Here is a 12306-nt window from a genome sequence, read left to right as displayed (position 1 = left end):
CCTTATTTCTTCAATGGATTTAAATGAATTTTCCTTTTTTAAGCAGAAGCTCAATCTCTTGATTGGTCATCAAATCTTGATCGGATTGGAAATACGGGAAGGTTACTTTAGGCAGGTGATTGTAGTGCGAGAGCAGAAGCTCGGTTGGGTGCGAGGGCAGAATGACAAAATATTGCTCATCGTATTTATAGGAGTTAGGTGATTCCGATAAGGAAATCAACACTTCATGAAGCTTCTCTCCAGGACGAATGCCGATATCCTTAATCGGCGAATGAGCTCCGCCAAAGATGTTTTTCAATACTTGGATCAAATCGATAATTTTGCAAGCGGGCATCTTCATAACGAAGGTCTCGCCGCCGATGGCCACTGCCGTTGCTTTCAATAACAACTGGATGGCCTCTGGAACGGTAAGGAAGAAACGGGTCATATCAACGTCGGTTAACGTTATTTCTTTGCCTTCCACAATCTGCTGCTTAAATAAAGGGACAACACTTCCGTTTGTTCCAAGCACATTACCGCCGCGGATACAAACGAAGCGTGTTTTCTCGCTCATGTCATTGGCTTTAATAATGAGCTTCTCGCCAATCGCCTTTGTCATGCCATAGAAGTTAATAGGATCGACTGCTTTGTCCGTTGAGACGTCGATAACCTTCTCAACTCCTTGCATGATGCTGGCTTTTATAATGTTTTGCGTGCCGAGAACGTTCGTTTTCAGCGCCTCAGTCGGTTGGTATTCGCAAATGGGAACATGCTTTAAGGCAGCGAGGTGGAACACAAAGTCAACGTTTTGGCACGCTTCATATACCGCATCGAAATCACGAACGTCACCAATTATAAATGTCAGCTTTGGATCGTTAAATTTTCTTTTCAAATCAACCTGCGTAAATTCATTGCGGGAAAAAATTCTGATTTCCTTTGGATTGGTTTCCAATAGGTTTCTCGTTAATTCTTGCCCCCACGAGCCTGTGCCGCCCGTAATTAATACGATTTTATCCTTAAACATGTATAGCCCTCCTTGGTAACTTATCCTAAACTCATTTACTGGTCTGCGGCTGCGTCCAATGGCAGCTCTATTTATTCCAAATGGATCTATTCACAATTTTGGTATAGCTCTGAATAATTTTGACCACCTTAATGGAAACATTCGTATCCTGATAATCTGGCGGGACTGGGATATTCGACTGATTATTGGATTGAATGCCGACTGCCAGCTGAATGGATTGCAAAATCTCATCTCCCGACACGCCGCCGATCACGATCGTGCCTTTATCGAGCACCTCAGGCCTTTCCGTACTTGTTCGAATCAATACGCCAGGGAAGTTTAGAATCGAGGACTCCTCGCTTAAGGTTCCGCTGTCGGAGAGCACGCAGTAAGCATGCTGCTGCAAGTGGTTATAATCCAAAAAACCAAAAGGCTTATGAACTTTGACGAGAGGATGGAGCGGCATTTGTTTTTGCTGGAGCTTCTTAAGCGATCTTGGGTGGGCGGAGTAGATGATGGGGAATTGCAAAATTTCTGCGACTTGGTTAATCCCTTTTATTAATGAGGCAAAGCGATTGTCGATATCTAAATTTTCTTCGCGATGCGCGCTTAACAAAATATATTTCTTCTGCTCTAATCCCAGCTTGGTTAATATATGACTCTTGTTAATCTCATTTTGAAATTGCAGGAACACCTCAGGAAGCGGCGAGCCCGTTACGAAAATATGCTCTTTGCGAACACCTTCGTCCAGCAAATACCGTCTGCTGTGCTCGGTATAGGGCAGGTTGATATCGCTGATGTGGTCGACGATTTTCCGGTTGGTCTCCTCAGGCACATTTTGATCAAAACAACGGTTGCCTGCTTCCATATGGAAAATGGGAATTTTCAATCGTTTTGCCGCAATCGCGCTTAGGGCACTGTTCGTGTCGCCTAGCAGCAAGACGGCATCCGGCCGTACGGCTTCCATTAAATCGTAGGCTCGGGAAATGACATTGCCAATCGTCTCGCCCAAGCTTTTGCCGACAACATTCAAATAATGATCGGGTTTTCTGAGCTTTAAATCTTCAAAGAAAATATCATTGAGCTGAGGATCCCAGTTTTGTCCGGTATGGACAAACACATGATCAAAATATTGGTCACATGCTCTAATGACGGACGCCAATCGAATGATCTCCGGCCTGGTCCCTAGGATCGTCATTACTTTCAATTTGTTCACTAATTACCGCCTCCGGGTAGATTGTAATGGTTCGTTCCATTCCCTTTTCTCTGATCTCTCTGCAGCTGAACCATTTTGTTTCCTTACGATAAGTATCACCTCCTGGTCGGCTGCTGCGGGCATGCTTCAAGACAATGTCGGCATGGAAATATTACTCTATCGTATTCCTTAGATATAACAACGGTTTCGGTCATTCATCTATGTCTACGAGATTTAGTTCATAGACTAGGAGGTTAAAGCCCTAATTTTTCATAGCGAATCGCATTGTTGAAGGAACGACATATACTAGAGAGAGATATTTAGGAGTCAAACATGTCGGAGAGGGGAATGTCATGACAAATATTTTAATAACAGGCTCAAACGGGTTTGTTGGAAAAAACTTGTTGGAAGGGCTTGGGAAGCTAGATTCTGCGAATGTTTTCTTATTCAACAGAAGCAGCAGCGCAGAGGAGCTGGACACCTATCTAGCAAACGCGGATGTGATCTATCATTTGGCCGGCATTAATCGTCCGGTCCGTCCAGAGGATTTTCAGGGCAATGTTGAGCTGACGGAGCAAATTATTAAAGGGCTCAAGCAAAACAATAAAAAACCAAAAATAATATTCGCATCGACCATACACGCCTTATCGGATAATGATTATGGAAGGAGCAAAAAAGCGGCTGAGGAAGCACTGATCCAGTTTGGAAGCGAGACAGCGGCCGATGTTTATATTTTTCGATTGCCGAACCTATTTGGGAAGTGGTGCAAGCCGCATTACAATTCAGTTGTAGCGACCTTCTGCCACAATATTTCAAGAGATTTAGAGATAACGATATCGGATCCGGACCAACAGCTGGAGCTCGCCTATATTGATGATGTGGTAAAAAGGCTGCTAGCTGTATTGGCGCAGTCCGAACATAGCGATGGGCATTATTACTCTATCGAGCCAACATACTCCGTCACATTGGGGGGACTGGCAAATCAATTAATGGAATTCAAAAAAATCCGATCAACCTCGATTCTTCCAACGCTATCCGATCCCTTCACGAAATATTTGTACTCGACTTATTTGTCCCACCTGGACCGTCAAGACTTTGCCTATCCCATCCAAACCTTCAACGATCATAGAGGAAGCTTGTTTGAAGCGATTAAATCGAAGCATGCGGGCCAATTGTTTGTATCTACGACAGTGAAGGGAGTAGAGAGAGGGAATCACTACCACAATACGAAGGTTGAAAAATTTTGCGTTATAAAAGGAAAGGCGCTCGTTAAATTTAGGCATATATTTGAGGACGAATCGTTCACTTACACGTTATCGGATGAGAAAATAACGATTTTGGACATTCCGCCGGGGTATACGCATGCCATCGAAAATATTTCCGAAGACGATTTAATCGTATTGTTTTGGGCGAACGAAATCTTTGACGCGAGCCGTCCTGATACGTACCCAAGTCAAGTGTAGCCGGTAAAGGATGGGATAAGACCACCTAAACCATTAAAAGGAGCGGGTTTCTATTGAAGAAAAAGACAGTAAAACGCAAGGCAGCGACAAAGCCCAAGGCAGTGGCAAAACGCAAGGGCAAGGTGCTAAAGCGAGCAGCAGGGAAAAGGAAAGCGAAGGTCGTCAGAAAACGAACAGCAAAGCCAAGAGCATTAAAGCTTAGAAAAAAAGGGAGAAGAAAAGGGCTGCTGAGACGAAAAAGGGCGCGTGCTTCCGTTCGCGAGGAACGGCCGCATGAAGGCAATACGCGAGTCATTGTATATATCCCTTTTAATAATCTGAATGTACGGGAGACGCTGCCTTCCTCTATCTCGGATGTCACGCTTCCTGAAGCGAACACGCAGTTTACAGAAGAATGGATTAATAAAAGAGTAGCTATTTTCATGAACTTTACGTTAAAAAGCCTGCAAAACCAGACCAATCCGCATTATCTTGCTTACATTGTTTATCATGACAGCTCAAGGATGTACATCGATCAAGCGCTCCGCAACTATCCTCCTTTGCCTTCGAATATTACGTTTATATCTGCCAGTGAATATGAAAACGCGGTTATTAGCCAGTTGAATGGCTATAAGTATTGGTATGAGCTTCATCTTTATAGCGATGACATGTATCATAAAGCGTATATCGACATGCTTTACAATTACAGGCCAAGACCCGAAACCAAAGTATTAATCTGCCAAAACGGCTACATCTACAACTCCGTTTCCGACGTGCTCGCCAAATACTTTAATTTTTCCAGCTCCTTCAATTGCTTAATCTACAAGGTTAGCGATTATTTGAAAGGGGTAAGGCATAATATTTTCCAGCCTTCCGAGACTGGCATTTGGACGGGAGCGATCCAGCTTCCGCACGAGATCATTCCGCACCCGGTCTATATCAATCATAGCCATAATGCCAATACCGCTTTCTTCTTTGCGCAGGAAATACAGAACAATGTGGCGCTTGACGTTTGGACCAATCATGAAGGCCAATACTCTTTGTTTGGAGAAATCATTTACGATCCTTATTTGAAGCAACGGATATTAGGAGATTTTATGGGAAGCTACCCGCCGGTTGCAAGCCCGGCTCTCGTAACCGCATAACTTAAACAGCCAGGGGCTGCCTTGCAAGGTTATGAATCTTGCATGCAGCCCCTGGCTTATGGATTGCCGAAATAAAAAACAGCCGAGCAGCAATTGTAATGCTGCTCGGCTGTTCAATCCTTTTAAGTCAACTGGTGGATGGAAGCGGAATGGTACAGCTTTAAAAACTTGGAATCTTCGGAAGCATCGAAATTATAGTTTTCGATTGGAAGGCTGTAAAGCATTTTATCGATATGATAAATATCGGGAAGCGGCTCTTCTGTGCGGTATAGCAAGAAATAAGGGGTATCCACTGATTTAAAGCCTTCCTTGATCATATCATCAATCGAAGCGTTAGGATGCGAGAAGTATTGGGTACGAGAATCAGGATTGAGTTGGATAATCGGAAGTATGCTTTGGTCTGGCGTCACGTCATAAACGATTACTTTATAGTTTGATATATTTGATTCATATAACGTTTCTAGATTTTGCGTGAATTGCGGGGAGGCATTTGCTGCATAGATGATTACCGTTATGAGAGGGCTAATATTTCTCCGCAAACGGGCTTGATGCATGACATGGTACATAATATAGCGGCGGTTGCGCTTTTTCTCTATATTATTTTCAATTTGCATCGAATTGCTGTGAGGGGTTGTAAGCATGAAGTCCATCAGCAGTTTTGGCACATAGACGATATCGCAAATTTCAGTCAGGCGCAGAAAGTAATCATAATCCTCGACAGGGGTGTACTGCCAGCCTGCTATTCGCATCGCATATTCTTTCTTATACATAAACGAGTAGCCGATGAAGTAGAAGTCTACTAATTTTTCCTTCGGCTGGTTTTGCCAGATTAACCACGTTTTTGTCGTGTCCAGTCGCCTGCCGTCTCTAATAAGGCCAAAGCAGCCGTAAGCCAGCCCGACGTTTGGAGGCGATTTTTTTAATTTATTTCTTAACGTGCCTACGAAGCTGCGATAATAGTAATTATCGCTGGATACCCAAGTCAAATATTTGATTCTGTGCTGCTTCTGCAAAATTTCAAAGCCAACGTTTAGCGCGGTCGCGGTTCCCTGATTCTGCTTCCGAGGAATGACACGCACCCTCTTATCTCTGCGGGCATAGTAGCGCGCGATTCGCAGAACATTGCTCGTAATTCCGTCTATTACGATGAGCAGTTTAAAGTTTCTATAATTCTGGCTAAGGATAGACTGTATCGCCCTCCTGAATAATTTACTGTCCTGTGTATACACAGGCATTACAATCCCTACATCTGCCATTACGTAACATCACTCCCTTATATCTAGTTACCCACATTATTGTATTCTTCCGTTCCTTTTCAGCCACGGCACCCTCCTAGTTTCTTCCTGTAAATAGGCAAAGTTTCATAGGGGAATTCAAAGGCAGGATTGAAGAATAGACGATGAGGAGAGATGCCCGCATTTATAGCGATCTTTTTCGTTATTTGCATTGACCATGCGGTTATTATCCTTTAGAGTTAATATGTCATGCTAATTGAATAACTAGAATAATAATTCCATTTAAATTCCATTAATCCCCACATAACCTAATATGAGGTGAACAATTAAGCAATGTTCAAACTATCCTTCCGTTCAATGGCAATCGTCCTTCTCCTAGCTCTACTATGGCCTGCTGTCATGGGTCATGCTGCGACTAATCTCTTAAAAAACGCCAGCTTTGAAAATGTAACGGCCGGAGCGCCGGCTGATTGGAATCATGACGCATATTTAAAAGAAGATAATGTCACGGCCTATTCGGTCTCAAGCGACGAGTCGCACACAGGAACGTATTCCGCCGTTCTAGAGAATAAGGGAGCCAACCATTCGCGGTGGACCCAAGTTGTGAACGTAAAACCTAGAACGACTTATAAGCTGTCTGGATATGTGAAGACGGAGCAGATCGGGCCGGATGCAACCGGAGCGCATTTTTTCGTTGACGGAGTTGCCGTTACATACCCGGAAGTAAAGGATACGAATGGCAAATGGGCGTACGTTCATTTTTATGCGAAGACGGGCAAGGATCAAAAGAGCATTACGTTTGCCGCTAGTCTTGGCGGTTATGGGGCCATCAATACAGGCAAAGCCTATTTTGATGATGTAAGCGTGGAGAAGGTGTCGAAGGCTCCATCGGGCGCGGAAGTATTCAGCTTGGTACCAACAGAAACAGGACAAGGTGCTGACGCCACAGGGGCTGGCGTATCGGTATTGCCGCTCATTTTGTTCGGTGCGCTGTTTTGCTTGCTGTTCGCTGCTGTATACAAGAAGCTGTTTCGCGATCGAGGCTGGCTGGACGAGAAGCCGCATTTGCATAAAGTGATATTAGCCTTTGTACTCTTAGGGGCGCTCGCTCTGCGATTCTGGATTGCCATTGCGAGCAAAGGTTATGCCAATGATATTGCGTTGTTTATGGCTTGGGCCGATCATGCGGTGAAGCAGGGCCTCTCCGGCTTTTACCATACCGATATGTTTGTAGATTACCCACCCGGCTATATTTATATTCTGTATGTGCTAGGCGCTGTCAAAAGCATGCTCGCGCTAGACGCATCCTCTAATGCAGCGATGCTGCTGTTCAAGCTGCCGGCCATTCTAGCTGATCTTGCGGCTGCTTATTTTATTTTTAAAGCGGCAAATAAGAAAGCCGGCTATTCAGTAGCTTTAGGGCTGTCGCTGCTATACGTTTTCAATCCAGCGATTATTGTAGATTCAGCGGCTTGGGGCCAAGTGGATTCGATTTTTGCGCTTGCGCTAGTATTATCCATTTACGGCATAGCGGAAAATAAAATCGAGCGCGCATCCGTATGGTTCGCGATAGCTGCGCTTATTAAGCCGCAAGCGTTCATTTTTATGCCGGTGCTGCTGGTCTGGTTCGTTTATCGGAAAGCCTGGAGAAAAATCCCGGTGAGCGCATTCTACGGCTTTACAACGTTTATTTTACTCGCTCTGCCGTTCTTCTGGGGCAATGGAGGATTAGCGGGCCTTATTAATTTGTACCGGGGAACGTTATCCTCTTACCCTTATGCAACGCTAAACGCCTTTAACTTTTATACGCTGACCAATGATAACTGGAAGCCGATCGCCGATACGTGGCTGCTGTTTTCGTTCCAGACATGGGGCATGATCTTTATTTTGGCGGCAGTCGCGCTAGCGGCGTATTTCTCCTTTAAAAAGCTGGACGGCGATTCGTCGAAGCGGGCTTTTTACGTAGGCATGGTGCTCATTGTAGTCGTGTTTATGGGCGTAACGAAAATGCATGAGCGCTATCTGTTCCCTGTTCTATTGCTTGCGGTCTTTGCCTTTATTCAATCGCTTGACCGAAGAATGCTGATGCTCTATTTAGGATTCAGCCTTACAAGCTTCATCAATGTCACATACGTGCTCGATTACAGCAAAGTCAGCACAAACGTACCGTTTAATGGCATTGTCCTCTTGTGCTCGCTAGCAAATATTGGGCTTCTGCTTTACTTGCTTTATATCGGATATGATAAATATGTACGCGGCAAAGTGAAGCCGGTAAGCCCTCTATTGGAGGAAGAGCTTCAGCAGTCGGACGAAAATGTGTTGGCTCCGTTTAAAGCAGGAGCGGTTTCGAGATTGAACCAAGAAAACAATCGTCTCGAGCGCAAGGATTGGATATGGATGGGCGCTGTTACGCTCATTTATGCCATCGTTGCTCTCTACCAGCTAGGGGAGATGAAAGGGCCGGTAACCGAATGGCAGCCCGCAGAAGCGAATCAAAGCTTCATCGTTGATTTGGGCGGAGTGAAGCAGCTTGACCGCATCAATAGCTTCGGCGGCGTTGGCACCGGGAAGTTCAAATACGAATTCAGCCAAAACGGCACCGATTGGGATAACGTAATGGAAATGGACAGCAGCCATGTCGCTGTCTTTACGTGGACGAGCCAGCCCGCGGCGCTGCAAGCGCGTTATGTGAAGCTGACAACGGTGCAATCCGGCTTCTCCATGCATGAAATCGCGATCTATGAGCAAAGCAACAAAATACCTTTGCCGATCGTTGGTATAAATGATGAACAAGCCAAAAATGCCAAAAGAGGCAGCGTGCCGCAGCTGTTCGACGAGCAGGGCCTTGCGAAATATGATGCGACCTATATGAATGGCTCTTACTTCGATGAGATCTACCATGCGCGCACGGCTTATGAGCATTTGGAGCATATCGTCGCTTACGAGAACACGCATCCGCCGCTTGGCAAAATCATCATCGCGCTTGGCATTAAGCTGTTTGGCCTAAATCCGTTTGGCTGGCGCATCATGGGCACGCTGTTTGGCATCGCGATGCTGCCGCTCATGTATTTGTTTGCTAGAAGGCTATTTAAGAGCAGCCTATACGCAGGACTTGCCGCTGCGCTGTTCGCAGCCGATTTCATGCACTTTACGCAAACGAGAATTGCAACGATCGACGTTTATGGCGTGTTTTTCATCATGCTGATGTTTTATTTCATGCACAAATATTATTCGTTGAATTTTTACCGGGTCAAGCTAAGCGTGACGCTGCTTCCATTATTTTTGGCAGGGCTGTTTTTTGGAATCGGAGTCGCATCCAAGTGGATCGTGCTTTATGGCGGCGCCGGGCTTGCGATCATGTTGGCTATTTCCTTATTTGAACGCTACAAGGAGTATGCGGCAGCCAAGCGCGTGCTGCGAAATGATAAAGCGGAGTCTGCATTCAGCTTAGACAAGCTGCAGCATATCGTAAACGTGTTTCCGCGTTATACGATCATTACGCTCGCGGTATGTCTCGTCTTCTATATCGTTATTCCGCTCGCGATTTATGCGTTGTCCTATATTCCGGTGCTTACCGTTATGGATGAAGGGTACACGCTGAAAAGTCTTATTGATTATCAGAAGCATATGTTTAGCTATCATAGCCATCTCGTTTCGACGCATCCATTCTCCTCCTCCTGGTGGGAGTGGCCGTTCATGAAGCGGCCGGTGTGGTACTACTCAGGCGACAATATGGCGCCTGGAATGAAATCAACGATCGTAGCGATGGGCAATCCGCTCATTTGGTGGGCAGGCATTTTTGCGATGGCGGCGACGATCTGGCTCAGCATCAAACGGAGAGACCGGGCGATGTATACGGTTTGGATCGCGTTCTTGGCGCAATACGTGCCATGGATGCTCGTGACTAGGCTCACATTCCTATACCACTACTTCGCTATGGTGCCGTTCATCATTTTAAGCTTGGTGTATATATTCAAAGTAATCGAAGAGAAAGAGCCGAGCTTTAAGCGCGTTAGGAACATCTTCTTGGTTGTATCCATTTTATTATTTATTGTTTATTATCCTGCTCTTTCCGGTATGACCGTGCCAACTTGGTACGTTGAGCATGTGCTTCGCTGGTTTCCAAGTTGGTTATTTTAAGAAAGGGGCATGCGGATGAACAAATCACCTGTAAAATACAGCGTTATCGTTCCGATGTATAACGAAGAAGAGGTCATCGAGCATACGTATGAGCGGCTCAAGGCCGTGATGGACGGCGCGGACGGTTCGTATGAGCTTATTTTCGTCAATGACGGCAGCAAAGACCGTACGGTTGAATTGATTTCGATGATCGGCGATTTTGATCCGAGTGTCCGCCTTATTAACTTCTCTCGCAACTTCGGGCATCAGATTGCGATCTCGGCAGGCATGGATTATGCGCAGGGCGATGCAATTGTTGTCATTGACGCGGATTTGCAGGATCCGCCCGAGGTTATTCTCGATATGATCGCGAAATGGAAGGAAGGTTATGAGGTCGTTTACGGCAAACGGCTGAAGCGCAAAGGCGAGACTGTCTTCAAGAAGCTGACCGCGAAAATCTTCTACCGGACGCTGCGCAGCTTGACGAACGTCGATATCCCTGTTGATACGGGCGACTTCAGGCTCATTGACCGCAAAGTATGCGACGTGCTGCGCGGGTTGAAGGAAAAAAACCGCTTTGTGCGCGGGCTGGTCAGCTGGATCGGCTTCCGGCAGACGATGGTTGAATACGAGCGGGAAGAGAGGTTCGCGGGCGAAACCAAATATCCGCTGAAGAAAATGATTGCTTTTGCGATAGACGGAATTACCTCGTTCTCCTACAAGCCGCTCAAGATTGCGACGTATATCGGGTTCACCCTATCCTTCACAAGCTTTCTATACCTGCTGGTCGTTATTTTCCAGAAGCTGTTCACGGGCAGCACGATTGCAGGCTGGGCATCGATCGTCGCGGTTAATCTATTGTTTAACGGCATCATCCTCATGCTTCTTGGCATTATAGGCGAATATATCGGACGAATTTATGATGAATCCAAAAACAGGCCGCTGTATATCGTGCGCGAGGTCAAAGGTTTTGCCGATGAGGAAGCGGAGCGGAAAGCAGAAGCGCTGCAGACCGATCGGAAGAAAGAGTATGTCTAAAGAGTCCCGAAAAAAGCTTATCGCTCAATTTATAACCTTCAATATTGTCGGCTTGCTCAATACGGCTGTCGACTTCTTGATGTTCACCGCCTTGATCTGGTTTGGCGCCTATTATCTACTCGCGCAGGTGGTCGCATACAGCGCGGGGATGATTAACAGCTTTGTGCTCAACAGCCGATATACGTTTAGTAAGAGCAACCACACATCAAGCGGCACGAAGAAGTTTGGCATGAGCGTAAGGTTTATCGTATGGAACGGTATTTTGCTCGGCGTCACGCTGCTTCTGCTCGCTGCTTTAACGCAGTGGTGGGGGCTCAATCATCTTGTTGCCAAAGTTATTGTAACGGGGGTTACCGTTTTGCTTAATTTTTACGGGAGTAAAAAATGGGTTTTTACAACGAATGGAACACAGGCCGAGAGCAGCTAGCGGAAGGTGGGGAAAATGAAAAAAATATTTTCTTATACGTTGGTCGTCGTTGGCATTCTCATATTGCTCTACCCAAAAGCGAATGAATGGTACGAGAATCGCCAGCAGGATAAGCTGATGGCAGAGTGGGAAGACGCAAGCTTCGATGAAACGCCCCAGCAGCAAGCGCAGCAGCAGTATGAGCAGCTGACGGATCTGTTTAACGAGGAATCCACCGCTGCAACAGCGCAGCCAGCAAGCACGCCTACAGAGGCTCCTACGACGGCTCCGCCCGTTCAAAAAATCGCATCGATCGCAACGCTTAAGATAGACAAAATAAAACTTAAGCTGCCAGTGGTCGAGGGAGCAACCCAGAAAAATATGAAATCGGCAACGGCCCATCTAAAGGAAACGACAGCCATTGGCGAGGTCGGCAACGCGGCTATCGCCGGGCATCGGATGCGTTCAAAGGGAAGATTGTTTAACCGGCTCGGAGAGCTTGAGGTGGGCGACAAAATCGTCGTGGAGACGAAGGAAAAAACCTATACATACAAGGTATATAAAGTATCGATCGTCAAGCCAACCGACGTGTCCGTCCTTAATTACAATAACAAAGATAAGCTGCTCACCTTAATCACTTGTGACCCAATTGTAAACCCCACTCACCGCTTAATCATTCACGCAAAAATGTAAACGGCAGCAGAGCCCATTTTCGTTAGGCAGCAGCACCAATGGTATCGCCCC

The 12306-nt window shown here is 46.0% G+C and carries 9 protein-coding genes; 6 read left to right on the top strand and 3 right to left on the bottom strand.

The features are described 5' to 3' along the window. Positions 1-19 precede the first annotated feature (19 nt). Together ADU23_RS30970 and wecB are read right to left on the bottom strand one after the other, a co-directional pair. On the bottom strand, positions 20-1003 hold the full coding sequence (locus ADU23_RS30970; protein ID WP_053377284.1) for a polysaccharide biosynthesis protein: 984 nt from the start codon (positions 1001-1003) through the stop codon (positions 20-22). 67 nt (positions 1004-1070) lie between these two features. Beyond that, positions 1071-2198 carry a non-hydrolyzing UDP-N-acetylglucosamine 2-epimerase gene (wecB, locus tag ADU23_RS30965; RefSeq protein WP_053377283.1) on the bottom strand — a complete coding sequence of 376 codons (1128 nt, stop codon included), beginning with the start codon at positions 2196-2198 and terminating at the stop codon, positions 1071-1073. 332 nt (positions 2199-2530) lie between these two features. On the opposite strand from wecB, the gene ADU23_RS30960 reads away from it, so the two are divergent. Together ADU23_RS30960 and ADU23_RS30955 are read left to right on the top strand one after the other, a co-directional pair. Then, entirely contained in the window at positions 2531-3640 is a 1110-nt protein-coding gene (locus ADU23_RS30960) for a polysaccharide biosynthesis C-terminal domain-containing protein (RefSeq protein WP_053377282.1), read from the top strand. A 53-nt stretch (positions 3641-3693) separates the two neighbouring features. Then, positions 3694-4764, top strand: coding sequence for a hypothetical protein (locus tag ADU23_RS30955; RefSeq protein ID WP_053377281.1), 1071 nt, complete (start codon positions 3694-3696; stop codon positions 4762-4764). Positions 4765-4886: 122 nt separating this feature from the next. On the opposite strand, the gene ADU23_RS30950 is transcribed toward ADU23_RS30955, so the two are convergent. Continuing rightward, positions 4887-6020: a glycosyltransferase family 2 protein gene (locus ADU23_RS30950; protein ID WP_053377280.1), complete on the bottom strand. Its 1134-nt coding sequence runs from the start codon at positions 6018-6020 to the stop codon at positions 4887-4889. 312 nt (positions 6021-6332) lie between these two features. Here ADU23_RS30950 and ADU23_RS30945 point away from each other — a divergent pair, with 312 nt between their 5' ends. The 4 genes from ADU23_RS30945 to ADU23_RS30930 are packed head-to-tail and all read left to right on the top strand — an operon-like array spanning position 6333 to position 12255. After that, entirely contained in the window at positions 6333-10139 is a 3807-nt protein-coding gene (locus tag ADU23_RS30945; RefSeq protein WP_053377279.1) for a phospholipid carrier-dependent glycosyltransferase, read from the top strand. 15 nt (positions 10140-10154) lie between these two features. After that, a complete protein-coding gene (locus ADU23_RS30940; RefSeq protein WP_053377278.1) occupies positions 10155-11156 on the top strand; it encodes a glycosyltransferase family 2 protein in 1002 nt (333 codons plus the stop codon). After that, entirely contained in the window at positions 11149-11583 is a 435-nt protein-coding gene (locus ADU23_RS30935; protein ID WP_053377277.1) for a GtrA family protein, read from the top strand. The genes ADU23_RS30940 and ADU23_RS30935 overlap by 8 nt, the downstream gene beginning before the upstream one ends. Positions 11584-11598: 15 nt before the next feature. After that, positions 11599-12255, top strand: a complete 657-nt coding sequence (locus tag ADU23_RS30930) for a class D sortase (protein ID WP_053377276.1) — start codon at positions 11599-11601, stop codon at positions 12253-12255. The last annotated feature ends 51 nt before the right edge of the window (positions 12256-12306 follow it).

This window comes from Paenibacillus sp. FJAT-27812, assembly GCF_001273905.1.
Classification (GTDB): domain Bacteria; phylum Bacillota; class Bacilli; order Paenibacillales; family Paenibacillaceae; genus Pristimantibacillus.
The sequence above is the reverse complement of the archived record's forward strand: the minus strand, read 5'-3'. Positions and strand labels throughout refer to the sequence as shown.

Excerpts from the sequence above, each read along its gene's own strand:
- ADU23_RS30940 (WP_053377278.1), top strand. The coding sequence starts at position 10,155 with ATGAACAAATCACCTGTAAAATACAGCGTTATCGTTCCGATGTATAAC.
- ADU23_RS30945 (WP_053377279.1), top strand. The coding sequence starts at position 6,333 with ATGTTCAAACTATCCTTCCGTTCAATGGCAATCGTCCTTCTCCTAGCT.
- ADU23_RS30970 (WP_053377284.1), bottom strand. The coding sequence starts at position 1,003 with ATGTTTAAGGATAAAATCGTATTAATTACGGGCGGCACAGGCTCGTGG.
- ADU23_RS30935 (WP_053377277.1), top strand. The coding sequence starts at position 11,149 with ATGTCTAAAGAGTCCCGAAAAAAGCTTATCGCTCAATTTATAACCTTC.
- ADU23_RS30960 (WP_053377282.1), top strand. The coding sequence starts at position 2,531 with ATGACAAATATTTTAATAACAGGCTCAAACGGGTTTGTTGGAAAAAAC.
- ADU23_RS30950 (WP_053377280.1), bottom strand. The coding sequence starts at position 6,020 with ATGGCAGATGTAGGGATTGTAATGCCTGTGTATACACAGGACAGTAAA.
- ADU23_RS30930 (WP_053377276.1), top strand. The coding sequence starts at position 11,599 with ATGAAAAAAATATTTTCTTATACGTTGGTCGTCGTTGGCATTCTCATA.